Origin of the sequence: Allorhodopirellula heiligendammensis, from assembly GCF_007860105.1 — a bacterium.
Taxonomy (GTDB): domain Bacteria; phylum Planctomycetota; class Planctomycetia; order Pirellulales; family Pirellulaceae; genus Rhodopirellula; species Rhodopirellula heiligendammensis.
Map to the genome: position 1 here is coordinate 834,104 of NZ_SJPU01000002.1, position 15,047 is coordinate 849,150.

The 15,047-nt window shown below is 54.4% G+C and carries 16 protein-coding genes; 13 read left to right on the forward strand and 3 right to left on the reverse strand.

Annotated elements, in window-relative coordinates; genetic code table 11:
- Window positions 1-95: 95 nt before the first annotated feature.
- From Poly21_RS13440 to Poly21_RS13455, 5 genes are all read left to right on the forward strand, one after another.
- Window positions 96-2,483: a dockerin type I domain-containing protein gene (locus Poly21_RS13440; protein ID WP_302118855.1), complete on the forward strand. Its 2,388-nt coding sequence runs from the start codon at window positions 96-98 to the stop codon at window positions 2,481-2,483.
- A 370-nt stretch (window positions 2,484-2,853) separates the two neighbouring features.
- Window positions 2,854-2,994, forward strand: a complete 141-nt coding sequence (locus Poly21_RS27535) for a hypothetical protein (protein WP_302118856.1) — start codon at window positions 2,854-2,856, stop codon at window positions 2,992-2,994.
- A gap of 186 nt (window positions 2,995-3,180) precedes the next feature.
- Window positions 3,181-3,645 carry a hypothetical protein gene (locus Poly21_RS13445; RefSeq protein ID WP_146407510.1) on the forward strand — a complete coding sequence of 155 codons (465 nt, stop codon included), beginning with the start codon at window positions 3,181-3,183 and terminating at the stop codon, window positions 3,643-3,645.
- A gap of 611 nt (window positions 3,646-4,256) precedes the next feature.
- The gene (locus Poly21_RS13450) at window positions 4,257-4,667 is read left to right on the forward strand and encodes a hypothetical protein (RefSeq protein ID WP_146407511.1); all 411 of its coding nucleotides are present in this window, start codon (window positions 4,257-4,259) and stop codon (window positions 4,665-4,667) included.
- Between the two features lie 622 nt (window positions 4,668-5,289).
- Window positions 5,290-6,234 carry a hypothetical protein gene (locus Poly21_RS13455; RefSeq protein ID WP_146407512.1) on the forward strand — a complete coding sequence of 315 codons (945 nt, stop codon included), beginning with the start codon at window positions 5,290-5,292 and terminating at the stop codon, window positions 6,232-6,234.
- Between the two features lie 181 nt (window positions 6,235-6,415).
- Here the strand turns inward: Poly21_RS13455 and Poly21_RS13460 are convergent, their stop codons facing one another.
- Window positions 6,416-6,670 carry a hypothetical protein gene (locus Poly21_RS13460; RefSeq protein ID WP_302118857.1) on the reverse strand — a complete coding sequence of 85 codons (255 nt, stop codon included), beginning with the start codon at window positions 6,668-6,670 and terminating at the stop codon, window positions 6,416-6,418.
- A 237-nt stretch (window positions 6,671-6,907) separates the two neighbouring features.
- Here Poly21_RS13460 and Poly21_RS13465 point away from each other — a divergent pair, with 237 nt between their 5' ends.
- From Poly21_RS13465 to Poly21_RS13485, 5 genes are all read left to right on the forward strand, one after another.
- Complete coding sequence (locus Poly21_RS13465; RefSeq protein ID WP_146407514.1) at window positions 6,908-7,456, forward strand: hypothetical protein; 549 nt, start codon at window positions 6,908-6,910, stop codon at window positions 7,454-7,456.
- Window positions 7,453-7,749 (forward strand): hypothetical protein, encoded by a 297-nt coding sequence (locus Poly21_RS13470; protein WP_146407515.1) that lies wholly within the window; start codon window positions 7,453-7,455, stop codon window positions 7,747-7,749. The genes Poly21_RS13465 and Poly21_RS13470 overlap by 4 nt, the downstream gene beginning before the upstream one ends.
- A gap of 540 nt (window positions 7,750-8,289) precedes the next feature.
- Window positions 8,290-8,847 (forward strand): hypothetical protein, encoded by a 558-nt coding sequence (locus tag Poly21_RS13475; protein ID WP_302118858.1) that lies wholly within the window; start codon window positions 8,290-8,292, stop codon window positions 8,845-8,847.
- Window positions 8,848-10,228: 1,381 nt separating this feature from the next.
- A complete protein-coding gene (locus tag Poly21_RS13480) occupies window positions 10,229-10,684 on the forward strand; it encodes a hypothetical protein (RefSeq protein WP_146407517.1) in 456 nt (151 codons plus the stop codon).
- A gap of 358 nt (window positions 10,685-11,042) precedes the next feature.
- Window positions 11,043-11,507 (forward strand): leucine-rich repeat domain-containing protein, encoded by a 465-nt coding sequence (locus Poly21_RS13485; RefSeq protein WP_146407518.1) that lies wholly within the window; start codon window positions 11,043-11,045, stop codon window positions 11,505-11,507.
- A 138-nt stretch (window positions 11,508-11,645) separates the two neighbouring features.
- Here the strand turns inward: Poly21_RS13485 and Poly21_RS27540 are convergent, their stop codons facing one another.
- On the reverse strand, window positions 11,646-11,780 hold the full coding sequence (locus Poly21_RS27540) for a hypothetical protein (protein ID WP_302118859.1): 135 nt from the start codon (window positions 11,778-11,780) through the stop codon (window positions 11,646-11,648).
- A 39-nt stretch (window positions 11,781-11,819) separates the two neighbouring features.
- Here Poly21_RS27540 and Poly21_RS13490 point away from each other — a divergent pair, with 39 nt between their 5' ends.
- The 3 genes from Poly21_RS13490 (at window position 11,820) to Poly21_RS13500 (ending at window position 13,730) form a co-directional block, all read left to right on the forward strand.
- On the forward strand, window positions 11,820-12,269 hold the full coding sequence (locus Poly21_RS13490) for a hypothetical protein (protein WP_146407519.1): 450 nt from the start codon (window positions 11,820-11,822) through the stop codon (window positions 12,267-12,269).
- Window positions 12,270-12,392: 123 nt separating this feature from the next.
- Window positions 12,393-12,863: a macro domain-containing protein gene (locus Poly21_RS13495; RefSeq protein ID WP_146407520.1), complete on the forward strand. Its 471-nt coding sequence runs from the start codon at window positions 12,393-12,395 to the stop codon at window positions 12,861-12,863.
- A gap of 687 nt (window positions 12,864-13,550) precedes the next feature.
- Window positions 13,551-13,730, forward strand: coding sequence for a hypothetical protein (locus Poly21_RS13500; protein ID WP_146407521.1), 180 nt, complete (start codon window positions 13,551-13,553; stop codon window positions 13,728-13,730).
- Window positions 13,731-13,743: 13 nt separating this feature from the next.
- Here the strand turns inward: Poly21_RS13500 and dinB are convergent, their stop codons facing one another.
- The gene (gene dinB / locus Poly21_RS13505; RefSeq protein WP_146407522.1) at window positions 13,744-14,931 is read right to left on the reverse strand and encodes a DNA polymerase IV; all 1,188 of its coding nucleotides are present in this window, start codon (window positions 14,929-14,931) and stop codon (window positions 13,744-13,746) included.
- Window positions 14,932-15,047 lie beyond the last annotated feature (116 nt).

Sequence of the window (15,047 nt, forward strand, 5' to 3'; positions counted from 1 at the left end):
TCAAAGGCGTCGGGAAACTTTTTACGAGTTCCCGACGTCTAAGCCACAATGGATTGTGACAGTTCGCAAATCTCCTCTATTTCCGATGACCGCCTGTGCCCCGCCTCCAGAGCCAGCCCCGCCGCGTGCTCCGTCTCGAATCCCTCGAGAATCGTCGGGTAATGGCGGTGGGAGTGCCGCTGGGAGCCACTCCGCAAGACACCGCGGAGTTCATGCTGGGCACGGTCACCGTGACGCCGATTTTCCTGGAATCCGACGGTTCGATCGATCCCCAGTCTCAGAATTGGACGCCCGCGGAAATTGACTCGGTCCTGGCCAATATTACCGCTGGCGCAGAATGGTGGAGCGATCTGCTCGACACGTTCGATAGCGTTCACTCGCTGAGTTTCACCATCGATGACACCTTTGCTCGTAATCCCGTAGAGACCGGCTACGAGCCAATCGACCGACCGAGCAACTACTACAATCGCTACGTGGGCCAATTTCTCGATGCTGCCGGCGTCGATCCGTCGCTGCAGCTCGACGATGGGATGCTGGCCTTCAATGATTCTCAGCGTGAGAAGTTCGGTACCGACTGGGCGTTCTCGCTGTTCATTACGGATTCTTCCGATGACCCCGATGGTTATTTCGGTGAAGGCGGATCCTTTCGAGGTGCCTTTGCCTTTCCCGGCGGAAGGTACATCGTCTCACCCTCAACACGCCCGGTCAGCACCTTTGCCCACGAGATGGGGCACATCTTCTGGGCCTTCGACGAATACTCCGGCGGCGGAAGTTATGACGAGACCCGAGGTTACTACAACTCTCCGAACACCAACGCTCGCAACAATCCGACCCCTGGCTTTCAGCAAGAAGTCAGCATTATGGCGGACTACGATCGGTTAATCACCGCCTTCGCGACCCATACCACGGCCGCATCGACACTCGCTGTGATCGGTTGGCAGGACTCCGATGGCGATGGCATTTTTGACGTGCTCGACGTTCCCCTCCACCTATCGGGCTCGGGCGTATTCAACGCGGAAACCTCTCGGTTTGAGTTCAATGGAGAAGCATCCGTCGGCACTCTCCGCAATCAAAATGCCTCCGGAAACCAAAGCGATATTACGATCAACCGCATCAGCAGCCTCGATGTATCGATCGACGGTGGACAGTGGGTTAGTGTCGCGGCACCGGATACCTACACTGCAACGTTCAACCTCGCTTTGAGCGTACCGAGGAATTTCAGCAAAATTGAGTTTCGTGTTCGTGACGCCGAAACGGGTATCACCAGTGATATTTGGTCGGCGACGCCTACCACACCGCTGCTGCCCGACTCGTCATCGCTGTCCGGGTATGCTGTCCTGGACACGGGGGATAACTCAAATCGAGCTTCGGGTGAGCCGCTCTTGAGCGACGTAGCGATCCATGTCACAGCGGCCGACGGTAGTGAGTTGCCGCAGGGGGAATTTGACGCCGCCGACGCGGCGCTCGATACCCAATTGCCGACCGTCTCAGGGATCACGCTTAGTGGCAATTTGGGCGCATTGAAGACGACCGCGCAAGTTCGAAGAGTGGCTGAGCTCAATAACACGCCCATGCTGCATGTCCACGATTCCCAGCTTCAGTACTGGACACCCAACTTGGGAGATCGAGTCACCGCATTGGCGACGTTGACCACGCCGACCGCTCAGGTAGACGTTGACGTCGTGGGGTTAACGTCCAACGGTACGGCCTACGCACGCGTCGAAGCCTATGATGCTGCAGGGAACCTCATCGACCGCGCCACCACAGATCTTCGCAACAACAGCGACGGTGGGCTCGGCTTCGGCGAACGTCAAACACTCACGCTCCATGATTCCGATGGCCGAATCGCCTCCATCCGCATCATGGGGCACGCCGATACAGAAATTGGCGCAACAGCCATTCGCACCGGAGTTCCCAGCAATTGGACGACTGATGCCCATGGTGCCTTTGTGTTGTCCGATTTGCCCAGTGGCAGCTACCGACTCACTGCGACGTCTGACAACGTCACCTACGGATTCGATCCTATCACTGTTTCGTCCACCACCAACACTCCCATACGGCTCGTTGCCAAGACGGTCGACAGTCCACGGTACAATCCAGTTCTTGCGGCCGATGTCAATCAAGATAACGTGGTGACCGCCGTCGACGCCCTGCAGGTGATTAACTACCTCAATACGTTCGGTTCTCATACGCTCACTCACGCGGACGCAACCGGCAGCAAAATTGACGTGACCAATGACGGTGTCATCACAGCGCTGGACGCCCTGCGAGTGATCAACTACCTCAACGGTGGTCAGACCGCATCGGCAAGCGAACCACTCCCCATCGCCTCCCAGCCCGACACTACCCGCGAACTAGTGACTGCTGAAAAGGCGGCGCCCGATCCCGTCGGAATCGACGACGTGCTGACCGAGCCGATCCAATGGATTGCACCTCAACCCGACGACCCCGACGACGAACCTTTCACGTTCCGCATTGTTTGAAGGAACATTGCCGACCGAAAGGATTCATTTCGCCGCAACTCCGCGCCATACCTCAGCACGTGCACCAGTCGATGGGCGCCGACAGGAGGAACCAGCAATCATTCGATTTCCTCACGACTGAACCCGGCCGGATTTGATTTATTCTACTTCGCTCGCGCCGCTTGGTATCGCCGCCTGAATCTACTGGCGAAGACAGATCCGCCGTGGCAATAACAAATGAGCGATTGCGCACTAGCTCAAACGTGCCAGCGAAACGTGATGGGTGCACCGTCGACTTGGCGGTCTCTCGTAGGTTGTGTCTCACAGATCCTGCTGTGTTTTGACAAGTGAATTTAAAATGGTTTGAAGCCAAGATGATCGCAGCAACCTTATGGAACACTTGAGTGTTGCCAAGAGAACCTCGGACATTGGCGAGTTGGCCCCTGACCACATGGGAGCATCGTTCATGCTCCCCGCCGCACGGCATCGCCGCGGCATTACTGAGCTGATTCGTCGCAAGTTCCTAAAATAGGTCAATTCTCAAGCCCGTAGTTGGTTCAGGAAATTGCTTGACCCGAGAATTCCGAGCCCTCATACTCAGCAGACGCCAACCGGCGATAAATTTCTCTCGAACCGGCGATAACACTTCCCGTGTCACCGAGGGAACCGAAGGTCCAACCGGCGATAAGTAACTCGTTATTTGACTGAGAGCATGATCATGAAATCGAGAAAACGAAATTCCATTTCGATCGTGCGGTTGTCTGTGATTTTAGCTGCAGTAGCTTTGACCGCAGTTTCCGGCCTTGCTCTTGCAAACAGTTGGGTGCATTCCGAGGCACAGACAAAGGCGACTCTAACCATTCAACCTGAAATAGACGCTGGTGTGTATCCGAGTATCCACTCGCTTACGATAAACGACCGACGCAACGATCCTAAAATTGTCGTTCTTCACAAAACGACCCGCCAGCTAGCGCAACAGAGATTCTCGTGGGTCGACCTGATAGCTATCAATCCTCCAGATGGCTCCCTTGAGTGTCGAATCGATGGTACAAAGGTAGAGCTAGAGCGGCAAATTCAAGTCTTTTACGCCGTTGATGACCAAAAACCCACGAAAGTCCATTTCTCACAAGCGACTGATATTCCATGGTCACCCGAAGCCAAGTGGAATGCACTGGTGCGGTAACGCAGTCGGCGGTCTGTAGTGTTCAACGTAAACCAAACTGGCAAATGACAATGCCATTTCAATGAAGCCGCGTTTCAGAGTTTTGGCAGTGGTTGAGTCGCTCGTCGCGGCCTGGTGATTGCGACCAATACTCGACTGGAATCGGCATGGCTATGACGCTGACTGATCACCGTGTTTTTCGCTTTTCCATTGGTGCGTGCTTGGTCGTAATGGCAGCGATCGCGACTTCCTTCGCTGGGTACAGATTCAGCGGCCTTGCTGGAGCCGCCTTAACATTGGCGGGCATCTCTTGCACTTGGTTCATCCTGTCGCGTATGTCATCTCCAGCACTACTTCCAATCAACTCGCGACGACTGACCGCCACCGAACTATTCACCTTGCTCGCGCTGTGCGGCCTGCTGTATGGATTTTCAATTCCAGCCGTGAGTTCTGTGCCGCGTGGACAACCGCCCGCTGCCACGCCCTCAGCCCACCCAATACCGCAACGCTAAATGGCAGGTATCCATCCCATGCAACCGAGCACGGGTGGTCGGTTTTCTCGTTTGCCTGCAAGTCTTTCGCCCCTCCCGGCTGATGCATACATTTACCCTACTGAATTCCGGGACTGAACGATGACAACAGGTCATCGCATTCTGCTGGCAATAGGTCTCGTGTCACTCGTGTTCGCCGCACTGCCTTGGCTTGGCTTCGGCTGTTGTGCTTTTGCGGTACCCGGCATCGACATGCTGGTTCCTCGATTGTCTATCCTGAATGAAACCAGATTCCCTTGCGGTCGCCTACTCTATGACTTGATGGAAGCACCGTTGCAAATCCTCGGTCTCATTTCGCCAATCGGCGACCTCGTGTTTTACAGTGGCGAAGGAATCGTCCGTGTTCGACCGTTCATGATATTTGTCTTCTGGCTGCTTGCCGGTATGCTGGCGGTTTGGGTTGCGGTCAGACCGGCGGTCATGCCAGGCATTTACGGGCATTTACGGGCATTTACGGGCATTTACGGGCATCTACGGGCATTTATGCCGTAATCCAAGTATCGATAAGCGAGGGTAATCAAAAAGTGCACCGAAATGTGGCGTGCACGGTTTTGCAAATGAAAACTCAACTGTTCGTACTCGTTGGCAGGTGCCAATATTCGAATCTCTGAACACAACCTCTTTCAGGATGGAATCAAAAAAGTTAGCCGTTGTAGGTGGCATTTGCTTGCTTGCGTTGCTTACGATTCCAGTGGTATGGGCTCTGTTCGTGCCTAGAAGTCAGTTGATGCACAGGTGTAAATTGTTCAGTGGGAATACAGGGTGATCAATGCCGCGTCGGACCCCGGAATTGTGGCTTATCCGACGCTTCCGTCGGAGGAGCCGGAATTATTCAGAGTTGCGAACGTCAACCCAGGCTCAATGAACTTGGAATGGAAGGCTGGGAATGCACGGGTACGCTTAGTGACCTACGTAACCGCATGACTTACGGGCATGTCTTTTTAAAACGGATCAAACGATAGTTTCTGGCTCTTTGGTAACACAGCAGGCTGGACTATCGGTGAAGAATTGGCGAACCAAGGAATTGCACGGGAGTCGGGCGTCAAGCGTTTCTGCAGTTCATGCTTTTCACTGCTCGATCCCGTGAATTTTGCTGTTATCTGACTGACAATCCATGCCCTTACTTGAGCACATCGGAACCGACTTCGACGACGCTCGTGAGCTGTACGTCATCGATATCGCGTCGGCAGACAATCTTCCGGACGTGATCAACTTTGCCGGCAGGTTCGCGGTTGTTCTACTTGTGTGGAATTCATCCGAAATATCCGCGTCAACGATCAGTAAGCTGGTGCGAAAGCTGATCGGCGCTGGTGGCGTCTACTTCTGGTGTGTCCTTGCCGCGCAGACGCATGCGGATTCTCCAACGATAGACGACAATGCTACCGTTGCGGAAATTGTCGAAACGCTCATCAAGCGTCATGGTGGCAAAAACGCGCCCGACCGTTGGGGATGTGGGACTATCAAGTTTACGACGACTGCGGGGATTCTCCCGCCCGGCATAGGGACCGCAACGGTGACTGAGTCATTCGCATTCCCCAACTTTTTTAAACGTTCGATCGTTGCTGACTCAACGTACGGAGAGATTGATCTGACATTCATCATCAACAAAGACGGCGGTTGGATGACCTCACCCGGCAAACCAACGATGGAAATTCCTCGTGCGTTTGCCGATCGTGAGCGACACACTTTCGCCGACATCTGCGCGGTAGCCCATCTTCGAGACAACATTGAGAACCTGACAATTGTCAAGAAGCTCGACATCGACAGTAAGCCCGCGATTCAACTTCGGCTTGAATCAGAAGATCTGGGGACCGGGGACTACTTTGTCGACTTGCAATCGGGATTGCTGGTGGGGACGTCCAAGCAAACTCTAGATCCAATAACCGGCACCCAAGCAATCATTTCAACTCGTCTTGGAATGTACAAGTATTTCGAAGGCGTAGCCGTGCTCATGGCGTTTTCTGCAACCTCCGACGGCAAGAAGATGCTCGACGTCACGATAGCAAAATTGGAATTCAAAGATTCCTTGCCGGATTCTTCTTTCACCAAACCCGAATAGCGACGAACCATGACATGCACGGGAGAACAGCTTGCGCGGTTCTTGAAGTGGGAAGTCTTCCCTCCGTTCCCCGGGATGCCTACCGATACGCGACTCAAGTCTTTCTGAAAATGGCACAATTCGCGACGACAGCTGACATTCGGTCGGTCGCTGATTCGTCGACATTAAGCTACACGCTGCGCTACGCGACGTTCTTCGCTACCGCAATCGCCATTGACTTGATGCTCCGCGCATTGAAGGTTAGCTCGGCGGACCCAATTGTATTGGCAGTGATGGTTGCGTACCTCTGCACTAGACCGACAACTAAGCCTCGATTTCGTTCGTTGCCGAGATTCGCAATCGCTGTCGTTCTTTCCGCTGTACTTTCTGGATTTTCATGGTTGTTCCATTGCTTCATCGGCATTGGTAACGCGTCCGCTTTCAAGTATGTCTTCACTGCGGTATTCTTCACAGTGATTTTCGGATGCATCGAAAGCTTGTCGTTTTGGTGCATTTGCGTCGTTACGCCAGGGCGATCACCGGACTAGCCCGCTGGCGGATAATAACGGGATCGCACTACAGTCAGCAGTCACGTTTCAAACAGGTCGAACGTCGCTAGTCCGACGTGGTGAATCCTTCACTGCGGCCGCGTGATGGCCTCCGTTCACCGACTGAATTGCTACTCTGAATCACGATGGAAGCTGTCCCGGTAGTCCTGTTCCTGATCGTCTTTGCTGCTGTGTTCACTGGCAGCGTAGCTTGGGGCGTCAAAGAGTTTCAGTCCCGTGACGTTGGTGCTGGCTGGCTATTGTTGCTCTGGTTGTTTGGACCCGTCACGCTGTTTGCTTGGTTTGCCCTTAGACCCAAACGATTGGTCGATCGAACTCTTGACGACTACACGAACGCGGACGATCAACTCGCGGCTGCCGCGCGCCTTGAGTCACTTGGCGAACTCCAAGCGGCGCAACATCTTCTGGCCGATGCGGCCGCTCGATGGCCTGAGCACGATACGTACATTTCAAACATGATGACGGAGATTGACCGCAAGTTAGAACTGCAAGGCGCTGATCCTTCGTGGAATACGGCTTCGAGTGCGATCAATGACTCGCGACATTGCGATCAACTCAGAATCACGGGAAATCGTGCCGTGAGACTGAGCCCGGCATCTCGCTTTTACAAATGGAGAATCAAATCGCCGTCCCCGGTTACGGCTACTTTTTTTCAATTCAGAGAAACGTCGTGATCGAAATGCATCTCACCGCCGTTTGCTTCGTTTCGGCTGTCGCCATCGCTGCAGGTTGCCGCAGTCAAGAGCCAATCGCAGAGTCAACAATCCCAGAATGGAAGAGCAAACGCTTCGATGTCTCGGTTGAACTCCCCAATGGATGGCGAGCCACTCACATGAACACTCCGGGTGATACATATGATCGCGTCGACCAGTCGGTCGCTGCAATTTTGAATAAGGCAGAACTTTGCACTTTTATCGTTCGTTTAGAACCTGACGCTCCTCTTGACCAACTCTCAATGGACGCTTAATTGCCCGCTGTGAAAGCCCAATTTGAGTCGCAACCGGGTTACACCTTGTTGGACCAGGACCAGATCAACTTCCATAACGGTGTTTCCGAGCGTTTGCTTTTTCGTGTGGTTGGAGCCGAAAAAAGGGTCCATCCGGGATTGTCGTGGGTAAATCCAGCATGTTGGATTTTAGAGGCATGGCGGTGGCGTCCGAAATGAGCGATGCCGTCCCAGGATAAACGCTGACGGCAGACGCATCCGCCGCCAGCCGAAGGCACCTTTCGGCTCACCCCGACCGAGATATTCCTCGGCAAGTTGCTTCCCAGCAGAGCTTGCTTCCGCCTCTCCCGGCAAAACGATCCTACCACCGTTGCATCAGCCTGACAAAGATTTCGGACGCCACCGACATGCCTTGAAAATCCCGCACACCTGGCTCACCGCTGCGAAACCCACGATAAACCCGGATGGACCAGATTTTACCGTTACCCGACTGAAGGCTTGAAGCTGTTTGCCGTCTCTACGCCCTCGCAGCTCATTCTTTCGCACTGGAGGCTTATTGCATTGCGACAAATGATCGGTTGCGCGGCCGTATTGGCAATCGTTCCGCTGTTGGTTGGCGCGATCGGTGCATTGTCCATGACGGATGCCCCGCTGGCTGGACGCTTGACCGTTGCAGTGATGCCTGCCGCCATGGTCTTCATGGCGGTGCTATTGCTCGCCTTACGGGACAATGCACGGCATCGGCGCCACATGAAATCGGTTCGCAAAATGCTGCTTGACCGCAGGCCGGTGGATGACGCCGAGTTTTGCTCGCATTTCCCCGGATCTGACCCCGAGCTACTAACATTGACTCGCGACGGAGTTGCTCGCTTCTTCGATGTTCCGTCAGCTTGTATCCATCCCACCGATCAACTTGATTCGGATTTTCATTTTTCATCTCTCGAACCCGCGTTTCACACCTGCGTCGTTTATCACGTACTTGCCGAATGCGGCGCGATCGACGCCCCGTTCACGTTCCGTAGTCACCGTGTATCCGATGTCGCCACTCTCTCAAAGGAAATCTCCCATATACTCAAACGGCTACCCAACCTCTCCGATGTTCCAACAGATGACGAGTGAACTCACACGTAGGAATTCCGTGATTCGAACTGCGATTCTACTTGCACTACTCGGCTTTTGTGGTTGTCATCGGTCTCCTCCCCCGCGTGCACCGCTCGATCCCAATTTTGCCATCGCTGAAATTCGCACCAGTAAGCACGCTTCCGCACAGGCCCTGCTACGGGACGCTTCACGCGACTTGACACATGCTGCTATTGGCAAGCCCTGGGATGAAGTCGCTGATACGTTTAAACTGAATGCTGAGAAACATCTTTCCCGAGCAGTATCACGATTTGGCGATGCACCGGAACATGTTCATCAAACTTCGCTCGTCCGAGCGGTTTCCGTCGGCGAGAAAGCAAATTGCGTAAATATAATACAGTCGCTGACATTAGCGCCGTCACCGAGGCGTCGATGACGAGATACGTGTTTACATGCATGGCGGTCTACTTCGCAGCATTGCTGTTGTGCCTAATGCGTGAACACGTACTTGGATCCAAGAGTGTAGCGTCACTCGCCCCTGCGGCGTTTGCCGCATACTTCGGCACGTCAAAGACATCAGTGGCTACGTTTCCGAACACTGCCACGCTGTTTGCTCACATTGCACATTGGTGTGCTCTGCTCAGGCATCGCAGGTCCACTTTCCGAAATTGTTGCCCATGTCCCCCGTCGGCTGGCACCGCTCTTTTCACGACAGTGACCGTCACTCTATTTGCTGGTGCCCCTTGATTCGTATCGAATGACAGATCCAAGCGGTGAACCGGCGCCGCGGAGGATGTGTTTTTTGAGAACATAGACTTGTAGCGGTGCTCGATTACCGGCATCGTTCTGCCACTTACCACCGAGACTCAACACGATTGGCAATCCATACGAACCACCGACAGAATCACAGACGGAAATTGACTTTAGTCGCAGGGGGCTGACGCTTATTCCCACCGAATTGGCGGATCGAACGCGGCGCGTCGTCAATCGCTTCGGACTGTTTCAATTTGTCTGGCCAATGATCGCTGCCTATTGGACCGATGTGCTGACCATCAACTTGATTGCACTCTTCATTGCTACGAATGGGTTGTTGATTCGACGCTCATCGTTTAAAAGGTTTCCCTGGACGGCACTGATGTGCGGGGTCTAGCCAATCGCGTTTGTCGTGTCGATCCAGCAACATGATGCGCTGCTTCTAACGAACTGGGTGCCAATACGAGACTCTCCAGTGTTGGCGCTGCAGCTCGTTTCTTCTTGTTGGGCGATCTACGCCATCACGATGATCTTTCGTTGCCACGTTTCCCACCGGCGAACGCAGGCAGAACCATCAGATACATCGAAGGACCGGTGGTTGGTTTAGACGCATGGACGCACAACTCCCCATTCCCGCTAATCTGGGCCGTTCTACGATTGAGGAATCATGCGTCGACTCTCCATCGCTAGCATGATCTGCATTTTGGCGTTTCTTGGGACGACCTATCTCTCGACGTCGGCACGATGGTCTGGTCACTTCACCCTCCGCATCAAGTTGGACGTACCGTCTGATATTGATCGTGATTCCTTTTTATACCACGAGTGCTGGAACGACGGCATTGCGCAGTGGCTCTGCGAGTACGCGAGTGAATCAGACGAAGGATTTGAACCCGCATTTCGATCCACCAGAGATTCTGATTATGTTTCAATCTCCTCCGGTGGTACCACAAGCGCTTTCGGTGTTTGTGACACATACCACCATCCAGGTTTCCTTGTGCTACAATTTCGTCGAACGACGGGTGACGACGGTAGTCGACGACTTCGTGTAGTCATCCCAATTCCGCGGGGGCGGGGCGATCGAGAGACCACCCTCGATCTAACTCAAGCCGACGTCGAGCAGTGAATTGCGCTGGAGCCGGGCGCCGCGGTTTCGCTAAATCAAACGTCTCTCGGTCCAGTCGCAGGCTATCGGACGTTCTCGAAGTGGCGATTCGTTCGCGCGGTGGCAGGGAGTTTCGACGTTCATTCACGATCGAGAAGATAGGATCGTTTCGCCGGGAGCAGTGTGAGCAATCTCTGATGGGAAGCAACTTGCCGAGGAGTATCTCGGTCGGGGTGAGCTGAATGGTGTCTTTGGCGGGCGGCGGAGGCGTTCACCGTCAGCGTTTGTCCCGGGGCGGCATCGCTCATTCCGGACTTCACCGCCATGCCTCTAAAATCCAACATGCTGGATTTACCCACGACAAAGCCGAATGGAACCAATGACGCCACACAACGCCGTAGCCAGGCTTAATCAACTCGGAACAACCCTGGATGCTGGTGACCTCTCGAGAGTGAAGCAACTGCACATCTGCGAGGAGGAGACTCCACCGGAGTACGCCGAGATGATCGCAGATATGGTCCCGGAAACGGTGACGCTCAACGGTGCGGTCATGACCGCACGCGACGTTCCATCGCTTCTGCATTTTGCCTCGCTCCAAGAAGTCGTTGCACACCGGATGAGTTTTGCCGATGCTTTGTTGCGGAACATTGCAGAGTTTCCAGATCTACGGTCCATTGCGATGTCACATACGCGGATTACGGATGAGGATATTGCGGTTCTTGCACAGCATTCTGGACTCAAGACGATCCATTTCGCTGGCACGCAACTTACTGACGCCGCAATGCAAACGTTTGGTACCTTGCCTGAGCTGGAATTGCTTGATTTGCGTGTTCCGCTGGAATGAGCCGATCACCCGTGATCGCGTCTGCGGCAATATCCTTGATCACCGGTGTTTCACTCGACGATTCAATTGCTGCTATCGTCCTGAACGCACCGCATGACGTCTCTCCGGCATTCCTTTCATCTGTCGCATTCATTCACGCTACAATGGCTTCGTCATCGGTAGCCCAAAACGGCCGATGACCATGTAGCCGGTGACCATGTAGCCGGTGACCAGCGAGTGAAGTGATGTTGGTGCCGCCGCTAACACCACCATCCGCGGTTTGGGGACGCACATGTGCATTCACGATGGTGACCTCATTCTCGCTGAATTCCCGTGACCGATCGCGTTAATCCCTACTCGCCGCCACAAAGTGAACCCCTGCCTCCATCGTGGTGGTCGCGGATCACAAGCAGCTTTTTCGGCGAACTGGCCAATCGGCCAAAGGTCAAGCCACCCGACTTTGCGAAAGGCGACGCGATAATCTGCGGGGGAATCGGATTCTTCATTGATCCGAGCGATCAAGAGACTCTCTATGCTGGATCTCCTTCGTCGGACAATTCGGATGCCCGGTTTGCATTGGTTGCTCGCGAAGCGATTCGCTATCTGCCGGAATTTCTTGCCGAGAACGAGCATGCCGTACCCCGGCTTGACGACCGCCGCGTGGTCGTCCGCATTGTGAATGATTATGGTGGTATTTTCTCGGGGTACACTCGATCCGCACAGGTGCTGCCCGCTCCGCTTGCCGCTGGACTTGGTAGCATGGATCTGCCTCGTGGCAGATAAGCAATGGGTGCAGACGGCGCCGGGCTTACGAGTTATCTGGAATGGAAAAGCAACCGTACTCGCGAGGTTACGCGCAGTGTCACGGTCCTTCATCGAATCGAACGCAAACCCAGGATGTGATGGATGCAACTGACTGTCGTTGATGGCGACCTGCTCGACCAGAAGGTAGACGTCATCGTGAACGCGTGGAATCGGAACATCTTTCCGTGGTGGTTACTTTTGCCGCAAGGTGTATCCGGTGCGATCAAAAAGCGGGCCGGACTGGCTCCGTTTCGCGAGCTTGGGAGAATGGGCGCAATACCGCTTGGACACGCCGTAGAAACGACGGCTGGAAAACTGCCTTTCAAATCGATCATTCATGTCGCGGGAATTAACATGCTCTGGCGATCGTCTGAACGGTCTATCCGTGATTCCGTCCGCAATGCGCTGAGACTGGCATCTGACAAACAATACGCGTCGATTGCGATGCCGTTGATTGGCGCAGGTTCGGGCGGCGGAAAGCCGGGCAATGTTCTCGAGATAATTCAGGATGAACTCGGTATAATCGAGTTCAATGGCGAAGTTGTGATCGTTCGGTATCGTAAAAATGTGTGATAAGATTATGGTGTGCCGAACTCGCCGACGTCGAGGCAACGAAAGCAACAATTGCTCCGGCGACTCGTTGATCATGGACGGACCGGTCAACTCCCGATCAGAAATGCTAGTGAATTGTTAGCCTTCCCAAACATGACGACTTATTTTGCAGGACTTTTTGAACCCGAACTTGGCGCGCCGACGAGCAAGTTTCCGTTAGCCCGTGTTCGAGATGGGAGCAGCGTCAACTCGGGCTCTGCTGAGTTGCAGCTCTGGATCGAGCCACCAAAAGATGCGTGACCAGCGCGTGGACCGGAGAACGCGTGATGCGGCCGTTGAGAACTTATTCGCGTGTTCCCGATGACACATTGTGCTAACTGCCTTCGACGCATGAGCGGAAAACAACGAATCGTGATGGTGGCAATCGTATTCGTTGCAATCACATGTTTTGCGTTGCGGAAATCGGCACGTCAGGTCTTTAACGCTGTGAACCGAGAACGCTGGGCAGCGTCCGCGCCTGCCGCAACCGCGTCGTCACCGGCGATTCGCTGGGCCCCCGAGATGATTCAGGGTTGGCATTACTCGTTAGTATCTACGGATTGAATCGCTAACTTTGGATTTGCTTCTGCTTCGACCGCGACCGCGAGCATCGGTGGCCCACCGACAAGAGACGCTCCTCACCTTGGGATCAAGGCGGGCGATCCATCAATGATGGAGGTTTCGATATGCGGTGTCTACTGGAGCATCAATCTGGATGGCGAATTGCTGTTGACCGAGCCTGATTCTGACTACTCTGCCCGGCTTCGCTTGGTTTATATTGACGACCGCATCGCGTCGGTCTGGAATGCCACGCTGGGTGAGTCAGAGAAGTACATCCGAACGCCGTAACCCAGCATCCGGTTCAGCGACTCTCCGTCTGCGAACGCAGGCGAGTGTTTCCCTTGCTCAGCGATGCACTGCCGAACTTATCACGCACCGCATCGCTAACCGCATCCAGCTTTCGTTGCTTCGCGTGTTCTTGGCCTTCCGGGTCCGCGTCAAACAGGGGCTGTTGGACCGGTTGATCGCCGCTAAAGTTGCTGACTCCGACACCGATCAAGCGGATGCTCGAATGATTGCCTGAAAGGGCTGCATCATGCAACGCTTTCGCAACTTGCCAGACCTCGACCGTCACGTCTGTCGAACTTGAGAGCGTCCGCGAGCGAGTGATTGTCCGAAAGTCGGCAAAACGGATCTTCAAATGGACCGTTCTGGCTTTCTCGTTCTTCCGCCGTAATCGTCGCATGATCTGTTCAGTCAGATCCAGCAACCACGCCCTCGTCAGATCTCGGTCGGCGATGTCTGTTGCAAACGTCGTTTCGTGGGAGATCGATTTTGCTTCACGGTCCGGGACCACCGTACGATCGTCGATCCCGCGAGCCAGTTTCCAGAAATGCTCGCCCTGCGTTCCAAAGTCAGTCCTAAGCGTTTCAACTGAGCGTTGGCGAAGTTGCTCGATCGTCTGAATACCAAGTCGCTCGAACACGCCACCGGTGATCTTCCCGACGCCCCAAATCCGTCCCACCGGCAAGGGATCCAGGAAAGATTGGACTGCGTCGGGCGGGACGACGACGAGGCCATCAGGCTTTCTCACATCACTGGCGATCTTCGCGAGGAATTTGTTTGGGGCCACACCGACAGAGGCGACGAGCGACGTTTCCTCCATGATCTTGTCTTTGATCAGGCGAGCGATTTTTGAGGCTGTGCCAAACAGTGATTCGCACCCGCTGACGTCAAGAAAGGCCTCATCAAGCGACAGCGGTTCAACGAGCGGTGTGTAACGAAAGAAGATGTCCCGGATCTGGCGGGAGACTTCCGCGTAATCACTCATCCGAACGGGCAAGACGACGACATTGGGGCAGAGCCGCAACGCTGTCGCCATGGGCATGGCACTGTGCACGCCAAATTTACGCGCCTCGTAGTTTGCTGCTGCGACAACGCCACGCCCCTCGGGAGTTCCCCCGACAACGAGCGGACGCCCGACCAATTCCGGTCGCTCGCGTTCTTCGACGGATGCGTAGAATGCATCCATGTCAACGTGCAAGATCATATCGTATTCACCGGGTGTAACCCCAATAGTAGGCATGGCCAGACAGTTTGTCGTACACAGTGTGCTGACCGTGGTTTCCCGCGGTCCAACCGTACTCGATTCCGTCCGCGGTTGAG

Excerpts from the sequence above, each read along its gene's own strand:
- Poly21_RS27540 (WP_302118859.1), bottom strand. The coding sequence starts at position 11,780 with ATGTGCGTCCCCAAACCGCGGATGGTGGTGTTAGCGGCGGCACCAACA.
- dinB (WP_146407522.1), bottom strand. The coding sequence starts at position 14,931 with ATGATCTTGCACGTTGACATGGATGCATTCTACGCATCCGTCGAAGAA.
- Poly21_RS13445 (WP_146407510.1), top strand. The coding sequence starts at position 3,181 with ATGAAATCGAGAAAACGAAATTCCATTTCGATCGTGCGGTTGTCTGTG.
- Poly21_RS13495 (WP_146407520.1), top strand. The coding sequence starts at position 12,393 with ATGCAACTGACTGTCGTTGATGGCGACCTGCTCGACCAGAAGGTAGAC.
- Poly21_RS13480 (WP_146407517.1), top strand. The coding sequence starts at position 10,229 with ATGCGTCGACTCTCCATCGCTAGCATGATCTGCATTTTGGCGTTTCTT.
- Poly21_RS13455 (WP_146407512.1), top strand. The coding sequence starts at position 5,290 with ATGCCCTTACTTGAGCACATCGGAACCGACTTCGACGACGCTCGTGAG.
- Poly21_RS13465 (WP_146407514.1), top strand. The coding sequence starts at position 6,908 with ATGGAAGCTGTCCCGGTAGTCCTGTTCCTGATCGTCTTTGCTGCTGTG.
- Poly21_RS13500 (WP_146407521.1), top strand. The coding sequence starts at position 13,551 with ATGATGGAGGTTTCGATATGCGGTGTCTACTGGAGCATCAATCTGGAT.
- Poly21_RS27535 (WP_302118856.1), top strand. The coding sequence starts at position 2,854 with ATGGAACACTTGAGTGTTGCCAAGAGAACCTCGGACATTGGCGAGTTG.
- Poly21_RS13485 (WP_146407518.1), top strand. The coding sequence starts at position 11,043 with ATGACGCCACACAACGCCGTAGCCAGGCTTAATCAACTCGGAACAACC.
- Poly21_RS13450 (WP_146407511.1), top strand. The coding sequence starts at position 4,257 with ATGACAACAGGTCATCGCATTCTGCTGGCAATAGGTCTCGTGTCACTC.